Consider the following 17,685-nt stretch of genomic DNA (forward strand, 5'->3'; position numbering starts at 1 on the left):
ATCCTTCCACACGCGCCATACTTGAATCGAAGCTCCGCAGGAGGTTCGACAAAATCGTCAGGAACGATTTTGAACGTGCGCAGCACGGCCCCGAAGGGGTGTAAGGCAGGATGCCTGAAATCATCCTTCCACACGCGCCATATTTGAATCGAAGCTCCGCAGGAGGTTCGAAAATCAAAACTACGATTTTGTGCTTGAATAGCGTTTTGCTAAAGAACGTATCTCGAGAAGTTAGAAATATAAAATCGACGTAAATGATTTGAAGTATAAGCAATAAAAAAACCGCTTTTATAAGCGGTTTTTTTATGCCCGAAGTTAAATTAAATATTTATAAGTAATTACCAATAAGTAATATTAATCTAAACGTGACGATTGGTATGATAGCGCTGCTTTGCATTAAATTAACTTTATAGCTAACGCTAAAAGTATTCGAACAGATTTACAGTATAAAGTGGCTAAATGATTGGTGGAGACGCCTAATCAGCGACTTGAGTGGGTAAAAATTCAAAATAGTTGAATAAGTACCCTAAAAATACAGTTTGCTTTGTGGATTTTGGTTGAGTTTTCAATGCTTAAGTGATACTTATCGATACCTAAACTAATAACAGTGTGAATTATATGCAAACGTCCATTTCTGAATTACTAATTGAAGCTGCCAACCTAATGGTAGTGGGTATGGTTGTGGTGTTTGTTTTCCTTACACTACTAATCGGCGCAGTAAACTTAATTGCTGCAATTAACCGAATATTTCCTGAAGAAGTTGTCCCTGCGCATCCTGCTAGGACACAAAGGAAAGTGTCTAATGACAAATCAAATTCTTCCGTGCCTATTGCGGCAATAACCGCCGCAGTTCACCAATATCGAAAAAATAGATAGTCTAAATAAATCGATTTTTTAGGAGTTTCCATGAGCAACCCCCTTAAAATAACTGAATTGGTACTGCGTGATGCGCACCAATCTTTATTAGCCACTAGAATGCGATTGGATGATATGTTACCCATCGCAGCGAAATTAGATAAAGTTGGCTTTTGGTCAATGGAATCTTGGGGAGGCGCTACATTCGACTCTTGCATTCGTTATCTTGGCGAAGATCCTTGGGATCGTATCCGTGAATTAAAAAAGGCCATGCCTAATACACCTCAGCAGATGTTGCTAAGAGGGCAGAATCTTTTGGGGTATCGTCACTACGCAGATGATGTAGTTGAAAAGTTTGTAGAAAGAGCGCATACCAATGGCGTTGATGTGTTTCGTATTTTCGATGCAATGAATGACACTCGAAATCTGGAAACAGCGATTAAATCTGTGGTTTCTGTAGGCGCACATGCCCAAGGCACGATTTCCTATACAGTAAGTCCAGTGCATACCCTAGAGCGTTGGCTAGACATGGCTAAGTCCTTAGAGGATATGGGCATACATTCTTTGTGTATCAAAGATATGGCAGGGTTGTTGAAACCTTACGAATGTGAAGAACTAATTACTCGCTTGAAAGAAATTATAAGTGTGCCTATTGCCATGCAATGTCATGCAACCACTGGACTAAGCACCGCAACCTATCAAAAAGCCATTGATGCGGGTATTGATATGGTTGATTGCGCGGTATCATCTATGAGTATGACGTACGGGCACAGTGCAACTGAAACCATTATGTCGATTGTGGAAGGTACTGACCGAGATACCGGCTTAGATTTGCATCTGATGGCTGAAATCGCGAGTTACTTCAGAGAAGTGCGTAAAAAATACGCTAAATTTGAAGGTAGCTTGAAGGGCGTTGATGCACGAATATTAATTGCTCAAGTGCCTGGTGGAATGTTGACGAATATGGAAAACCAACTTCGTGAACAAGGTGCTGAAGATAAAATGGATGAAGTACTCAAAGAAATTCCTAAAGTAAGGGAAGATCTTGGTTTTATTCCATTAGTGACTCCAACTTCGCAAATCGTTGGTTCTCAATCTGTATTAAATGTGCTGACCGGAGAACGATATAAGAGCATCACTAAGGAAACTGCAGGTGTTCTTAAAGGTGAGTATGGCGCAACCGCAGCGCCAGTGAATGCAGAATTACAAGCTAGAGTATTAGATGGCCAAGAACCTATTACTTGTCGACCCGCTGATCTGATTGAACCTGAATTAGCTGCCTTAACCACAGAATTGACTGAAATTGCGCAACAGCAAAATATTAAGTTGGCTGAGGAAAAAGTGGATGACGTATTAACCTATGCATTATTCCCGCAAATCGGCTTGAAGTTTTTGCAAAATAGAGGGAATCCTGACGCATTTGAACCTGCTCCTACAGGCGAGACTGAAGCAAAACCTGCAACTTCGTCAGCTGCATCTTCGCCAGCCCAAGGTAAAGCAGAAAGTTATTCTGTGCGTGTTGATGGCAAGTCTTATGAAGTGGAGGTTGCCCCAAGTGGTCAACTTTCTTCAGTTAAAAGCACTGAAGCGGCGACGCCAACTGCCACCCCATCTTCTGACGAAGGTGTTGAATTAAACGCACCATTGGCGGGTAATATATTCAAAATCTTAGTTCGCGAAGGAGACGAAGTGAGCGAAGGTGATGTCGTCATCATCATGGAAGCGATGAAAATGGAAACAGAAATACGTGCTATCGAAAGCGGTATCGTGACTGATGTACTTGTATCAGAAGGCGATGCAGTCCAATCAGGTCAAGCTTTATTGAGTTTAGGATAATTTCATGGAGAAGTTAGAAATCCTATGGCAAAGCACCGCGCTGGCACACTTCCAGGCTGGTCAAGTGATCATGATGGTTGTTGGCCTGTTGTTACTATATTTGGCCATCGTTAAGAAATTTGAACCGCTATTATTGTTGCCCATTGGTTTTGGTGCGTTATTGACCAATATTCCATTGGCTGGTTTTAGCGAAATGGGTGGTTTACTGCATTACATTTATGCCGTTGGAATTGATACAGGGGTGTTCCCTCTGCTCATTTTCATGGGAGTAGGTGCAATGACTGATTTCAGCGCGCTTATTGCTAACCCACGGATGTTGTTGCTTGGCGCCGCTGCACAGTTCGGTATATTTGCCACCTTGTTAGGGGCGATTTTACTAAACTTTGTTCCAGGTCTTGAATTTACCTTAAAAGATGCTGCAGCGATTGCCATAATCGGTGGCGCGGATGGCCCAACGGCAATTTTCTTAGCATCGAAATTAGCCCCTGAATTATTAGGCACTATCGCTGTTGCTGCTTATTCTTACATGGCATTGGTACCTATTATTCAGCCACCAATAATGAAAGCGTTAACGACCCCTGAAGAACGAAAAATTCAAATGGGTCAGTTGCGTATAGTGTCTAAACGAGAAAAAATCGTTTTTCCATTAGCTGTGTTGCTAATGACTATCCTGTTTTTGCCGACGGCAACGCCGCTAGTAGGTATGTTTTGTTTGGGTAACTTAATGAAAGAGTGTGGTGTGGTGGATCGTTTGAGCAATACTGCGCAAAACGAGCTTATCAATATCGTCACTATCTTCTTAGGTTTGGCTGTTGGTTCGAAGTTGTCTGCTGATAAATTTTTGAAAGCAGAAACATTGGGTATACTTGCATTGGGTGCTGTGGCATTTGCTATAGGAACAGCCACAGGCGTTCTAATGGCGAAACTGATGAATAAGTATAGCAAAGCAGATATCAATCCTTTAATCGGCGCAGCCGGCGTGTCAGCCGTTCCTATGGCCGCAAGGGTAGTAAACAAAGTTGGATTGCAAGCCAACCCCCATAACTTCTTACTGATGCATGCAATGGGACCTAATGTGGCAGGAGTATTGGGCTCAGCAGTAGCGGCCGGTATCTTGTTAGCCTTAGTGGGTTAGGTTATCGCTTCAGCGAGAAAGTAAAAAGTTAAAACAAACCCGTTGAGGCTCACTCTCTCCGGGTTTTTTTATGTTCAAATTAATTTGGGGTAATAAGTGATAGGTGGGATTTAACTAACTTTTCGGTGTACTCACTTTTTGGCCAATTGAATACCACGTCAGTTTTACCTGTCTCCACTAAGTTTCCGTTTTGCAGAATTAATACCCGATCACTGATGTGCCTGATAATCCCTAAATTATGAGAAATAAATATAAATCCTAAACCAAGGTCCTTTTGTAGTTTCATAATCAAGTTTATGGTCTGCGAGCGAACCGAGGGATCTAATGCAGCAAAAGGTTCATCAGCAACAATAACTTGTGGATCGAGAATAAGCGCTTTGGCTAAGGCTAAACGTTGTCGTTGACCATCAGATAACATGTGTCGATAAAAAAACATGTGATCGGGCAACAACCCTACTAATTTTAAGGTTTGCTCTATTTTCTTTAACCGTTCAGTTGAACTTAATTGGGTGTTAAGGATTAAAGGGCCTTCCAAAATTTTGGCGATATTAATACCAGGATTTAGCGACTCATTACTGTGTTGAAAAATCATTCGAATATTAAGACAGCGTTGTCGTAAATTATGTGGCGATAACTTTTGACCATTTAAAAATATATTGCCTCCAGTTGGTATCTCAGCGCCAACCAAAAGTTTTCCTAACAAGGATTTTCCGGAGCCATTTTCCCCCAAAATTGCTAAGGTTTCGCCACTGTTCAATTCGAAACTCACTTTACTTAGCGTGAATCCAGAGCGCTTCTTAAACAGACTCCTAGTCGGTTTTTGGGTGTACTCGAGGTTTTCAACCTTTAATAAAGCCGTCATTCTTTTTCTCGTATTAAGGGAAAGTGGCAACTATAGAAATGATCTTGTACATATCTAAGTTCAGGCACCTTAACACATTCCCTTTGTGCACGAGGGCAGCGAGGACCTAGTCGACAGCCTATGGGTAAATGTTGCAATGTGGGAATGGTGCCATCGAGGGTGGATAGCGGCGATTTAGGCGGCAAATCCTTCCTGAAACTAGGGGCACTGTCTAATAGCGCTTTGGTATAAGGATGCAACGGGCGTTTGCGTAGTTGCGCCATTTTTCCATCCTCTACCGTTTGACCACAATATAAAACGGTCATCTTGTTTGCCATACTCGATATTGCGATCAAATCGTGGCTAACAAATAAAATGCTCAAATTACGTGTCTTATTAAGTTGCGACAACAGTTTTAATATCTGTATTTTGGTCGTAATCTCCATGCCACGGGTAGGATCGTCGGCAATCAACAGTTGCGGTGAAGAGACCAAAGCACATGCGATTAAAAATTTCTGACCAATATCATCGGCAATTTGATTGGGGTAGGCTTGTAAATACTTTTTATGATCTTTAATACCGACTTTGTGTAATAGTTTGATGGCTATCTGAAGTCGTTGTTTGCTCCTTTGCCAAAACCATTTCCCTTTCAAAATATGTCCAGGAATACTTTCCATTAACTGCTCACCAAGGGTGGATGAGGGGTCTAATGATGCAATCGGATTTTGAAAAATAACGGCAATTTCACTGCGCATTATTTTGCGTCGTTCGGCTTGGCTAATTTTTAATAAATCTCGACCTTTCCAAGTGAGCCTATCTGCGGTTAATCGCCAGTTTTCAGGAATCGCCCCAACAACGGCTCTGACGATTAAACTCTTACCTGAGCCGGACTCACCCACTAAAGCGCGTATCTCGCCTTCTTCAATGCGTAAGTTCACTTTATCCAAGGCTTTCATCCAGCCCGTTGAACCGTTGATTTCAAGGGTTAGATTTTTAATATCTAGCAATGCCATTAACGTTGCAGCCTATTTCGAAGTGCTGAGCGAAGACCGTCACCCACCACATTTACTGACAACACCATTAAAAATATTGCACTTCCTGGTAGTGCGATGCTCCATGGCGATTTGTAAGCAACTCGCAGCCCTTCAGAGAGCATAGTGCCTAGCTCAGGGGCTGGCGCTTGCGCCCCCAACCCTAAAAATCCTAAGGCGCTAATATCCAAAATTGCGATAGACAATGCCATTGTGCCTTGTACAACTAACATTTCGTACATATTCGGCAAAATACAATAGAAAAACAGGTAGGTATTTTTAGCACCGTCTAATTTAGAAGCCAATATATATTCTTTGGCCATTTCGGTTCTGACGACTTCTCGCGTGTTATGCACAAACTGGGGGATGAGTGCCAAACTTATTGCCCACATACTGTTGACCAAACCAACACCTAAAATACCAACAATGACGATGGCAATAAGCAAGGTTGGTATTGCTAAAATTGAGTCCAATAAATGATTTAATACGCTAGACCGTACGCCGTGAGTTATGCCCGCCAATGCCCCTAATGCTACGCCAACTAGCATAGCCAATAGAACCAATAATAAGCTTATCCCAAGGGTCATTCTACAACCATAGATTAACCGCGAGAGTAGATCCCGTCCTATGCTATCGGTTCCAAATAAATGTCGAATTGAACCGTTTACATCCCACGATGGTTTAACCAGAAAGGCATTGGGGTTTTGTAGCAAAGGATCAAATGGCGCAATGAGCGGGCCGAACACTACGAGGAATATAAAAAATCCCAATATCCATAAGCCCAAGACGGCAATATGGCTTTTGCGAAATTCCCACCAAGTATGTATCAATGGTGAAGGATGGAATTCTTCCTGATAAATATCAAATTTGGGCACGACGTTCTCCCGTTAGTGCTGGGTTAATCAGCTTGGCTAACAAGTCGGTGCAGACTGTTAAAATGATAACCATTGTAGATACGGCTAACATACCCGCACGAATCGCAGGGTAATCCCGTTGAAAAATTGCCTGAATTAGCCAGTTTCCAATCCCTGGCCAGGAAAAAATAACTTCGACTATCATGGCATTTGTCAGCAGCACAGCGAATTGCATACCAAACAGTGGGATAATCGGCAGTAGCGCATTTCTGACGCCGTGTCGGAATACCACCTGCCATCCACTTAGTCCTCTAGTGTAGGCGGTTAATATATATTGGCTCGCCATCACATCGATAACCGAACGGCGTGTAATTCGAAATATAATTGATGCGGTTACAATTGTCAGAGACAAGGTTGGTAAAATAAGATGTTGCAGAGCACTGTTAACGGCGGCATTTTTGAATTCAAAATCACTTAATAAAATATCAATAAACATAAAACCAGTTTGATGAGGGATATCGAAAAGTAAACTAATTCTGCCGGACAGTGGAAACCAGCCAAGTTGCAATGAAAACACCAAAATCATGATGAGTGACAGCCAAAAGACTGGGGTCGAATAGCCAATAACACTTGCGGCTAATAAGCTGTAATCCGATAGCTTGTAATGCTGAAAGCCTGCCAGAAAACCCAAAGGCACACCGATTAGTAAAGAGAGCAACAAAGCGTAAGCGCTTAGTTCCATACTCGCGGGTAAAGTTTGTGATATTTCCATCCAAAGTGGATTATCAGAGCTAAAACTTAGCCCCCATTGACCTTCTAATAGATTATTTAAATAAAGCCAATATTGATAGACATATGAACGGTCAAAACCATGAAGCTCTATGAGATATTGATGGTTTTCAGGAGAAGAATGTTTTAACCCTGTTAAGTTTACGATTGGGTCGCCAGGAAATAAATAAACTAACGCAAAGGATAATACGCTTAGCACAAACAAGGTGAGAATAAGCAAATTAAATTTTCGAATGATTTGCATCAACATCATTGTTTCTCTACGTCCCCAAATCGAATTGCACCAAACGGATTAATCACTAATCCGTTAAGCTCGCGGCGGTGCGCACGATAACGATACGCATGAGCTAAAGGAACTAAAGGTAATTGTTCAGCAATCAATTTATTGGCCAATTTATAATATTCGATACGTTGTGCTATTTCCGAGTATCGTAACGCTTGATTTATCAAGGAATCATATTCCTCAGAACACCACATCGCTCGGTTTGTACCAGATTCAATGGCCGAACAGGTTAGCAGAGGACGGTAAAAGTTATCTGGGTCGCCATTATCTGCTGACCAACCGATAAGTACAGAGTCGTGCTGCCCTTCTTTTAGTTTTTCACGAAATGTTGTCCACTCATAACTAACAATATTCACTTGAATGCCTACTTGATTGAGGTAATTTTGCATCAATTCAGCCATTTTACGGGCATTTGGGTTGTACGCTCTTTCAACGGGCATTGCCCATATATTCATGGTAAACCCTTCGTCTATGCCGCTTTCTCGTAATAGCTTACGGGCCATTACAGGATTATAGTTGGTTTCACTCACATCAGACTGATACGCCCAAGATGATTCAGGTAACAGACTTTTTGCACTTACGGCGCTACCGTAATAAACCGCTTCAAGTAAGGTATTTTTATCAATCGCCATGGCTAAGGCACGTCTTACTTTTGGGTTATCAAAAGGATATTTCGACGTATTGAACGCCCAAAACCCCACATTGAGGCCAGGCCTGCCATCAAGGGTAAGGTCTGGCCTTTCACGAATGGTATCCAACTCGCTGTGCGCAGGAAATGCGATGGCATCACATTCACCTGTCATGAGTTTAGCTAACCTGAGCGAGCTCGTTGTTGTAATGTCAAAGATAAGTTTGTTCGGTGCGTTTTTATGCTGCCAATAGTCTTGGTGCTTGCTATAACGTATGTAATGGTCTTTTTTATACTCTTTAAATCTGAATGGCCCTGTGCCAATCGGATAATTATCAATCCGTTCTTGTTGGTTACTTAAGATTAATTTTTGTGCGTATTCAGCTGACAGAATAACCGCGAAATCAGTGGCTAAGTTGGCTAAAAAAGAACTGTCAGGGCGGGCTAAGGTAATTTCTACTCGGTAACCATTTATTCGTTTCACATTTGAAATTAAGTCGATGAGTCCAATACTCGTGAAATAAGGATAGTTGCCACCCGATACGTAATGATACGGATGGCTGTCTAGACGCCAGCGGTCAATACTGAAAATAACGTCATCGGCGTTAAAGGTTCGAGTAGGCGTAAAATAATCGGTGTTATGAAACTTTACGCCTCTGCGTAGTTGGAAAGTATATGTCAATCCATCTTGGCTAATTAGCCAACTACTGGCCAATGCGGGCACAATTTTTCCAGATTGTGGGTCAAAATTGAGTAAGCGGTCATATATTTGGTGAGAGGATGCATCAGATGTGGTGCCTGAGGTGTCAAGTTGTGGATTAAAGCTTGTTGGGTTGCCTTCCGAACAATAAATGACACCGGTCACAGAGGAAGTTGCTGTTGTGCCATCAAAACAACCACTAACACTCAGCGCAAGCAGCACTGCTAAGGTGAAGCGAAACAATCGATTGGGAGTTTTAGGATGCATCACCTTAATCTTCTATGTCTTCTGGGGAACTGTCCAATAAATTATATTTTTTTAGATAACCGCGTAATTGATGATAGGTCAAAGATAACTTCTCTGCGGTCTTTTTTTGATTAAATTGACTATCAGATAATGCCTGTTTAATTAAGTCGACCTCAAATTCTTGTGACAGTGTTTTCAAATCAACAGGAAACTGAAAGGCTTTCTGTTTTGCTTTAACAGGTTCGTCCGTATTTGTTGCGCTTTCTGTCGGAGCTGATGGCGTTACTGCTGCTGGTGGCACCACTGCGGTAATCCGGTCTTGGGTTTTAATTCTGCCTTTTGGTCGAAAAACAGACTCAAAGGGATCTAACACGATTTGATGGACTGGCACATGTGGGTTATTGCTTCGATAGACTGCTCGTTCCACAACGTTTTTCAGTTCACGAATGTTGCCCGGCCATTCATATTCGAGCAAAGTGCGTTTGGCTTTCTCAGTAAAGCCACTAAATAACTCCATTTCTAATTCTCGCGCCATATTAATCGCGAAATGTTCGGCCAGCATCATAATATCTTCTAGGCGTTCACGTAATGGAGGGAGAGTAATAACATCGAATGCGAGTCGGTCTAGTAAATCCGGTCTAAACTCACCTGAGGCGGCTAATGAGGGTAAATCTTCATTGGTTGCCGCTACAATTCGCACATCCACCTTTACGGAGCGAGAACCGCCAACCCGTTCAAATTCACCATATTCGATAACTCTTAGCAGTTTCTCTTGAATCAGACCTGAAGTGTTGGCCAGCTCGTCTAAGAAAAGGGTGCCATTGTTAGCGACCTCAAAACGACCTTCTCGTCGTTTTTGAGCACCAGTGAACGCGCCAGCTTCGTATCCGAACAGTTCAGTTTCTAATAAGCTTTCACTTAGCGCTGCGCAATTGAGCTTTAAATAATTTTGTTCCCAACGCTTAGACAAATAATGCAGACGAGCTGCCACTAGTTCCTTACCAGTCCCTCTTTCACCAATGATTAGAACAGGTTTGTTCAAAGGCGCAATTTGAGATATTTGTTCAAGCACTTCAAGGAAGCTATTGGACTGTCCTAGCAGATTGTCTTGTTGACGAAATCGGCTCATTGACACATTTCCTCTATTTGAAAATTGTAGCTGTTAGACTACTATATTCGACGATGCAATTAACGTTTAAACCTTTACTAAATAGTTAGTTTTAGCTCACGTATTTGTTCATCAAAGTAAAAAGTGGTCGAATTCGCTAATATGTGGTTGATAATCATAATACGCTAAAATCATAAAGTTAAGGAATAAAATTGTTTTTATTTAAAAATCATAAGGTTAAACTGATTTAATTAGTTGGCCCGTATATTGAATAATCAATTACAGCAAATGCCAAAAGCATTTATTTATTCGATAACTTGAAGTAGAGGAAAAGATTATGGGTATCTTCTCGCGTTTTACAGACATCGTGAACTCAAATATTAATTCATTACTTGATAAGGCTGAAGATCCAGAAAAAATGGTTCGCCTCATTATCCAAGAAATGGAAGATACATTAGTCGAGGTGCGTTCTGCCTCAGCTAAGACCCTAGCTAATAAAAAAGATATTAGCTCACAGATTACAAAATTAACCAATGAAGCTGAAGATTGGCAATCTAAAGCTGAACTGGCATTGAGTAAAGATCGTGAAGATCTTGCCAGAGCTGCATTACAAGAAAAGAAAAAGTGTGTTGAACACAGTGATTCTTTAGCTAAGGAATTAGCGCTTATTGATGAACAAATCAGCAAGCTACAGGGCGAAATTGGCCAATTGCAAGATAAGTTAGCCGATGCAAAAGCTCGTCAAAAAACGATTATCATGCGTCAGAAGACAGTGAGCTCTCGTCTTGAAGTGAAACGCACCTTAGATAGCAGCAAAGTTGATGCAGCGATGGGACGTTTCGAACAATACGAGCGTAAAATTGATGATTTGGAATCACAGGTTGATTCCTATGATTTAGGTAAGAAAACTTTAGCTGATGAATTTGCTGATTTAGCATCTGATGATGTGATTGACGATGAACTGGCAGCGCTTAAGAAAAAAGTACAGACTAAAAATAGTAAAGCTAAAAAATAAAAGTAGTGGCCAGGAAGGAGTAACACCGTGGAAGATATATTGATTGTGACGGTAGGCGTACCTACTATTATTTTCATGATAATTGTCGCACCTATTTGGTTGATTCTGCATTACCGAAGTAAAAAGCAGGTCAGCCAAGGGTTATCTGAAGATGAATATAAGTCATTACAGGAATTATCCAACAAGGCTGAAATGATGGCAGATCGTATCCAGACTTTAGAAGCCATTTTGGATGCGGAATCACCAGATTGGAGAAATAAATCATGACACCACGCAAGCAATTACAGCGCGATTCGGAAAATGGAAAAATTGCCGGTGTCTGTGCAGGGATTGCTGAGTACTTTGGAATAGAGACTTGGCTAGTTCGAATTGCTGCAGTCGCCGCCATGTTGTTACTCGCTGGGCCATTTATTCCAGTATTTTACATCGCTGCTTGGTTCATTTTAGATAAAAAAACACCTGAATCTAAACATAGTTCACAAGGCCAACATCACTTTCATGGCAAGTCTGGTGTAAAAGGTTGGCATAACGATATTGATGATGCAGATAAAAAAGTAGCGGTTAAGTCAAAGGTTTGGCAGGCTGGAGAGCCTCCAAAGCAAGCTTTTTATGATATCAAACAGCAATATTTACGAACGGAAGCGCGTTTGAGAAAGATTGAAACCTATGTTACTTCATCTGAATTTCAGTTGAATCGCGAAATTAACAAACTCTAGCGGTTTAATGAGCAATTAAGCTAGTCGTTTTTTCAAACTGCACCTTGTTTAAACCAATGCTTGGTGCAGTTTTATGTAGGTTGGTTTGCTTACTATTTGGCAAATAACCAGAGTCTGGTAGTTGATCATCCCATTAAAAACCCTTGCATACATCGTGATTAACTTATCAGTCAGATTTTGCTTGTAAATTAAACACAGGTAATATCCTTTTATTGTACTTCGCTCGCTAACCTGTTTTGTCATCTCAGGAGTCATTTGATTGCTATCTAAAATAACCCAAAACTCTTCAGTGCAACGTTTTCAAGATCAAGCCAAAGTGTTGGGGAACCGGCTGATGGATCATCACGTGAGTCTAGCGGTGACGGGCCTGAGTAAAAGTGGTAAAACCGCGTTTATCACTTCTTTGGTAAATCAATTACTGAATGCTCGAGAGTCATCTGATTTGCCGTTTTTCTCGGTGGTATCTGAGAATCGACTAATTGGTGTTAAGCGCGACGTTCAGCCAGATGTAACCGTTGCCCGTTTCGCCTATGAACAGGGGCTAGAAAGCCTAAACAGTGAACCACCAAAGTGGCCAGAATCTACCAGTGGAGTGTCTCAGGTGCGGCTGCTAATTAAATATCGCAATCAGTCACGACTGCGCAGATTAGTATCCGAATACAGTACCTTAACATTGGATATTACTGACTATCCCGGAGAATGGCTTCTCGATTTACCGTTATTAGAATTGGATTATGTGCAGTGGTGCCAGAATTTTTGGGACGACTTGCACGATCCAACTAAGAGTTCACTGGCTGAGGATTTTAAATCTGAATTGAATAACTTAGATTTGACTGGGACTGCAGATGAGATGCAAATTCAACATATTTCCAACCTGTTTACCCAGTTTCTTCATGAGTGTAAGGCTCAAGGTTATCAACTTATTCAACCTGGTCGTTTTGTGCTACCGGGCGAGTTAGTGGGGGCGCCTGTGTTGCAGTTCTTTCCGTTAAATCCAGCGCAACTGAAGTTAGCGTCTGACAATCAAGCTAACGGTGAAAACTCTGAATTATTGGATTTGCTGAGCAGCCGTTTTGAACAATATCAGAAAAAAGTCATTCGACCGTTTTACAAAAAGCATTTTAAACGTTTTGATCGACAAATTATTTTGGTCGATTGTTTATCTGCTTTGAATATGGGAGCCCATAGTTTTAATGATTTACGCAAAGCCATCAATTGGTTATTAGGCAGTTTTCACTATGGTACCAGTAATATTTTACAACGAATATTCTCACCTAACATCGACAAACTGATGTTTGCTGCGAGTAAATCAGACCATATAACCCCAGAGCAACAACCTAATTTGGTGATGCTTTTAGAATCAATGATCCATGAGGCTAGACAGCATATTCAATATGAAGGAGTCGCAACCGAATCCACTGCTTTTAGCGCCATACGTACCTCACAAGTAGGCAGTAGCATACTAAATGGGGAGGCTGTTCAAGTGCTTAAAGGCACCACTATTGAAGGTAAAGCAATTACTTTGTTTCCAGGAGAAGTGCCTAAAGAATGCCCTGCACAGTCATTTTGGCAGCATCAAGGTTTTGCTTTTCCGAATTTTCGTCCGATGCCAAAAGGCGACAACAAAAGTGCCTTTCCACATATACGGTTAGACCATGTATTGGAATTTGTGTTAGGTGACAAACTGGAGTGAAGTTATGAGTCAATCAGAACAACCTGCTAAGGACAGTATTCAATCTAGTTTAATACTGACAGAAGAGCAAAATGACGGGGCAGAGCAAGCAACAGTTGAGTCGTCCCATAAAATTAAGCCTGCCACGCTTTTGCAAGCTGATGTGGTTTGGGAGCAAAGCAGCCCCGAAACAGAGCAAACCGATGATTTTGATGATCCTCAAAACCTAAAAACAGCAAAGAGTTCTAAATTATTCTGGTTACTGCTGTTGGCCTTAGGGCTTGGCTGCGCCGAACTCGCTTTGTTCATTCGCGAAGTTTATTTAACTGAAGATTTTTTGTCGGCTATTTGGCTTATTTTGTTTTCGTTGATTGTAGTGATGGCAGCAAAAGAGTTATTTTCCCAATGGCGCGGACTGGCGCACCTCAAACGGCATGATGAATTTAAACAACAAGCACTGCAATTGCTCGCGGCACCAACCATAGGACAGTCAGAAGGATTTTGTGAAAAGCTGATCGCGAATTTGCCTGCAAATGAATATGAAGCGGAAATTGGTCAATGGAAAAGTACCGTACAGGCACATCATGTTGATAGTGAAGTTTTGCAGTTATTTGATCAAAAAGTGCTCCAAAAAGTAGACCCAAAAGCCTTAGCTTGCGTGACTAAACATGCTTCTGCTTCGGCCGCTATGATTGCCGTGAGTCCCTTTGCGTTATTAGACATGGCAGTGGTTTTGTGGCGCAATTTAGTCATGCTTAAACAAGTGAGCCAATGTTACGGGATTCAGTTAGGATACTGGGGACGAATTAGTTTGGTTAAACGAGTGTTTAAATCAATGCTAATCGCTGGCGCTGCGGAGATTATAAGTGACGCAGGAAATTATGCACTTGGCGCTGGGGTAACGGGTAAACTATCATCAAGAGTCGCTCAAGGTTTAGGCGCGGGCGTGTTAACCACACGAATTGGAATAAAGGCAATGCATGCATGTCGTCCCTTGCCTTGGATTGCAAGTAAACCTCCTGGGTTGTCAAAACTTACCCAACAATTACTTGCTGACTTGAAAAAGGTAACATCATAAGTTTTTGTATTTAATGGAAAACTCTGTTCTTATGTAAAATTAATGTTACATTTTTGAAAAACTCTATATACCTCGACTTCTGTTCCTTTAATCTTAATTAAGTAGACTTAAAGACATTGAGATTTAGCAAATTGCACGTTTTTCTTTCATCTAGATTGAAAGAAAAACGAACAGAATAAGACTTTTGCAAGATGGGAAGTCGAGGAATACAAATGCCAAAAACAACTAAATATTCTTCTCGAAGTATGGATCAAAATGGCCTTGTTGACTGGTCACAAAGTGAGAATTTGGTTTGGAGAGACTTATACCAACGACAAATTGCGATTATTCAAAATAGGGCATGTGATGAGTTTATGCAAGGACTTAGATTACTCGACTTGCCTGTCGATAGAGTTCCGCAATTAGGCGAAGTGAATCAGGTTCTAGCAGCCACCACAGGTTGGCAGGTGGAACAGGTTCCGTCACTGATTAACTTTGATGCGTTTTTCACTTTATTAGCCAATAAAAAGTTTCCGGTCGCCACATTTATTCGCAATCGTGAGGATTTTGATTATCTTCAGGAACCGGATATTTTTCACGAAATATTTGGCCATTGCCCATTATTAACCAATCCATCTTTTGCACATTTCACCCATACATATGGAAAGTTGGGGTTGGCAGCGAATAAACAGGATAGAGCATACTTAGCTAGATTATATTGGTTCACCGTTGAGTTTGGTTTGTTGCACACAGCAGACGGGACGCGAATTTATGGGGGAGGGATTTTATCTTCACCTGGTGAAACAATTTATGCCTTAGAAAGTGAGAAACCAATAAGACAAGAGATGGTGCCACTAGAGGCACTGCGCACTCCCTATCGCATTGACATCATGCAACCGGTTTATTTCACATTAAATCACTTTGATCAATTGTTTGAATTAACCCAGCTCGATATTATGGCATTGGTGAATACGGCGAAAAAATTAGGTTTGAAAGCGCCGCTTTTTGAAAGCAAAGATAAGTTAGTTAGTTAACTCTCGAATAGTTTTAGATATACACCTAAGAATTGTTCGATTGGTTGATAATGATACTTTCTATTAAAAATAACGCTTCATGTTAAAACTGGAGCGTTTTTCACCTTTTGTCTTAAATTTAGGTTACCCACCTCACTGAATTTGAAGACAACCCCTATAATTTGTAATAATATCTTTACACCTTTTATTATGGATCGTGACCCCATGCGATTGGAAATTATTTGTCAGGACAGATTGGGCATAGCGCAAGATGTATTAGACATATTAGTTAATTACGAAATTGATTTACGTGGCATTGAAATTGATATTGCGGGAAAAATTTTCTTAAACTTCCCGAATATTAAGTTTGAGGATTTTCAGCAGTTTATGCCAGAAATCCGGCGTATTAAAGGCATTGAAGACGTTAAAACAACGCCTTTCATGCCAATAGAAAGGGAGCAAAATCAGCTTCGCGCATTGCTGCAAACTCTACCCGATCCCATATTTTCTTTAGATACTAGAGGGCGTATTTTGCTGGTTAACGAAGCCGTTACCGCAAGTGTCGAACAAAGCTCTGAAAGTTTGTTGGGTGAAGAGATTGGCGAATTTGTGCGTGGTTTTACTTTTCAAAAATGGTTTGAAGGGAATCCTGCTACCGCACAGACCCAGAAAGTTAGTTTTTTAGAACAAGATTTTTTAGCTGATATATTGCCTGTCATGATACCGGATGCTGGTGGCTCGTCTATTTTAGCCGGCGCTTTGCTAATGCTTAAATCTGAATTTAGATTGGAGCAACAACTTACCGTATTCCACCAAATCAGCAATGATAGTTTCGCCTCTGTGCAGGCCAGCAGCAATGTAATGAAAAAGGTCGTCAAAGAAGCCACTCGGATGGCCGAATTAGATGGGCCTATTTTGATTTTCGGCGAAACAGGAACGGGCAAAGAAATGCTAGCAAGAGCCTGCCATGAGGCAAGTCGTCGAGCCAGTGGGCAATTTCTGCCGCTCAATTGTGCATCATTACCGGATAATGTGGCTGAAACAGAGTTATTTGGCTATGCCCCAGGAGAATTTGGTCAAACCGAAGGTAAAGCGGGGATTTTGGAACAAGCCAAAGGTGGAACTCTTTTCTTAGATGAAGTAGGGGATATGTCAGATCACTTACAGTCTAAGTTACTGCGAGTACTGCAAAATGGAACATTTCGCAGGGTTGGAGATAGCAACGAGGTGACTGTTGACGTCAGAATCGTTTGTACAACTCAAAAAGATTTGGCTAAGTTAGTTGAAGAAGGGCAGTTTAGAGAAGACCTCTATTATCGTCTCAATGTGTTGAGTTTAACCGTGCCTTCGTTGCGTGAACGAAAATCCGATATCATTCCCTTAGCTGATCGCTTCATTAAGCAACATTGCATGAAATTGGGTCGTCGAGCGCCTAAATTAAGTAAGTCATGTGTCGATTATTTACAATCTTACTCTTGGCCAGGTAACGTTAGGCAACTTGAAAACGCCCTTTATCGCGCATTGTCTTTGCTGGAAGGTAATGAAATGTGCAAGGAGCATATTCAACTGCCGAGCAGTTCAACAAACCTAAACTTTATCCCTGAAGAGTTCGAAGGCTCGTTGGAAGAAGAAGTGAAGCGATACGAGAAAAGCTTGTTACGACGGCTCTATCCGTTTTATCCCAGCACTCGTCAACTTGCTAAAAAGTTAGGTTTGAGCCATACCGCAATTGCAAACAAATTACGCGAATATGGCATCAATAAGAAGACTGTAAAAATTTAGGTACAGTTATTTTTGTACTGTTCATTTTTGTTGACATAAACAGCCGCTTTTTAGCGGCTTTTTAATGCCTGCAGGTAAATGTAAAAATTACGTTACAAATTTTGAGGTTTTCAGTAAAAAGCTA

The 17,685-nt window shown here is 41.2% G+C and carries 16 protein-coding genes; 10 read left to right on the plus strand and 6 right to left on the minus strand.

Features of this window, described 5'->3' with window-relative positions; all coding sequences use genetic code 11:
- Positions 1–618 precede the first annotated feature (618 nt).
- The 3 genes from KO530_RS19310 to KO530_RS19320 are packed head-to-tail and all read left to right on the plus strand — an operon-like array spanning position 619 to position 3,826.
- Positions 619–876: an OadG family protein gene (locus tag KO530_RS19310; RefSeq protein WP_216050094.1), complete on the plus strand. Its 258-nt coding sequence runs from the start codon at positions 619–621 to the stop codon at positions 874–876.
- A 30-nt stretch (positions 877–906) separates the two neighbouring features.
- Positions 907–2,691, plus strand: coding sequence for a sodium-extruding oxaloacetate decarboxylase subunit alpha (gene oadA, locus KO530_RS19315; RefSeq protein WP_216050095.1), 1,785 nt, complete (start codon positions 907–909; stop codon positions 2,689–2,691).
- 4 nt (positions 2,692–2,695) lie between these two features.
- Complete coding sequence (locus KO530_RS19320; RefSeq protein WP_216050096.1) at positions 2,696–3,826, plus strand: sodium ion-translocating decarboxylase subunit beta; 1,131 nt, start codon at positions 2,696–2,698, stop codon at positions 3,824–3,826.
- A 79-nt stretch (positions 3,827–3,905) separates the two neighbouring features.
- On the opposite strand, the gene KO530_RS19325 is transcribed toward KO530_RS19320, so the two are convergent.
- Genes KO530_RS19325 through pspF form a run of 6 tightly spaced genes read right to left on the minus strand, consistent with a single transcriptional unit; the run spans position 3,906 to position 10,327 of the window.
- Positions 3,906–4,688, minus strand: a complete 783-nt coding sequence (locus KO530_RS19325; protein WP_216050097.1) for an ATP-binding cassette domain-containing protein — start codon at positions 4,686–4,688, stop codon at positions 3,906–3,908.
- Positions 4,685–5,680 (minus strand): peptide ABC transporter ATP-binding protein, encoded by a 996-nt coding sequence (locus tag KO530_RS19330; RefSeq protein WP_216050098.1) that lies wholly within the window; start codon positions 5,678–5,680, stop codon positions 4,685–4,687. The genes KO530_RS19325 and KO530_RS19330 overlap by 4 nt, the downstream gene beginning before the upstream one ends.
- A complete protein-coding gene (locus KO530_RS19335) occupies positions 5,680–6,573 on the minus strand; it encodes an ABC transporter permease subunit (protein WP_216050099.1) in 894 nt (297 codons plus the stop codon). Before KO530_RS19335 ends, KO530_RS19330 begins: the two co-directional genes overlap by 1 nt.
- Positions 6,560–7,591, minus strand: coding sequence for an ABC transporter permease (locus KO530_RS19340; RefSeq protein ID WP_216050424.1), 1,032 nt, complete (start codon positions 7,589–7,591; stop codon positions 6,560–6,562). Before KO530_RS19340 ends, KO530_RS19335 begins: the two co-directional genes overlap by 14 nt.
- Entirely contained in the window at positions 7,591–9,219 is a 1,629-nt protein-coding gene (gene sapA, locus KO530_RS19345; protein ID WP_216050425.1) for an ABC transporter substrate-binding protein SapA, read from the minus strand. The genes KO530_RS19340 and sapA overlap by 1 nt, the downstream gene beginning before the upstream one ends.
- Before the next feature lie 4 nt (positions 9,220–9,223).
- On the minus strand, positions 9,224–10,327 hold the full coding sequence (pspF, locus tag KO530_RS19350) for a phage shock protein operon transcriptional activator (RefSeq protein WP_216050100.1): 1,104 nt from the start codon (positions 10,325–10,327) through the stop codon (positions 9,224–9,226).
- Between the two features lie 316 nt (positions 10,328–10,643).
- On the opposite strand from pspF, the gene pspA reads away from it, so the two are divergent.
- From pspA to tyrR, 7 genes are all read left to right on the plus strand, one after another.
- Positions 10,644–11,321 (plus strand): phage shock protein PspA, encoded by a 678-nt coding sequence (gene pspA / locus KO530_RS19355; RefSeq protein WP_216050101.1) that lies wholly within the window; start codon positions 10,644–10,646, stop codon positions 11,319–11,321.
- Positions 11,322–11,348: 27 nt separating this feature from the next.
- The gene (gene pspB, locus KO530_RS19360) at positions 11,349–11,588 is read left to right on the plus strand and encodes an envelope stress response membrane protein PspB (protein WP_216050102.1); all 240 of its coding nucleotides are present in this window, start codon (positions 11,349–11,351) and stop codon (positions 11,586–11,588) included.
- A complete protein-coding gene (pspC, locus tag KO530_RS19365; RefSeq protein WP_216050103.1) occupies positions 11,585–12,037 on the plus strand; it encodes an envelope stress response membrane protein PspC in 453 nt (150 codons plus the stop codon). The genes pspB and pspC overlap by 4 nt, the downstream gene beginning before the upstream one ends.
- 259 nt (positions 12,038–12,296) lie before the next feature.
- On the plus strand, positions 12,297–13,730 hold the full coding sequence (locus tag KO530_RS19370; RefSeq protein WP_216050104.1) for a YcjX family protein: 1,434 nt from the start codon (positions 12,297–12,299) through the stop codon (positions 13,728–13,730).
- 4 nt (positions 13,731–13,734) lie between these two features.
- On the plus strand, positions 13,735–14,787 hold the full coding sequence (locus KO530_RS19375) for a YcjF family protein (RefSeq protein ID WP_216050105.1): 1,053 nt from the start codon (positions 13,735–13,737) through the stop codon (positions 14,785–14,787).
- Between the two features lie 212 nt (positions 14,788–14,999).
- Positions 15,000–15,800, plus strand: a complete 801-nt coding sequence (gene phhA, locus KO530_RS19380; RefSeq protein WP_216050106.1) for a phenylalanine 4-monooxygenase — start codon at positions 15,000–15,002, stop codon at positions 15,798–15,800.
- Between the two features lie 204 nt (positions 15,801–16,004).
- The gene (gene tyrR / locus KO530_RS19385; protein WP_216050107.1) at positions 16,005–17,561 is read left to right on the plus strand and encodes a transcriptional regulator TyrR; all 1,557 of its coding nucleotides are present in this window, start codon (positions 16,005–16,007) and stop codon (positions 17,559–17,561) included.
- The last annotated feature ends 124 nt before the right edge of the window (positions 17,562–17,685 follow it).

Origin of the sequence: Aliiglaciecola lipolytica (assembly GCF_018860635.1) — a bacterium.
GTDB classification, from domain to species: Bacteria; Pseudomonadota; Gammaproteobacteria; order Enterobacterales; family Alteromonadaceae; genus Aliiglaciecola; species Aliiglaciecola lipolytica_A.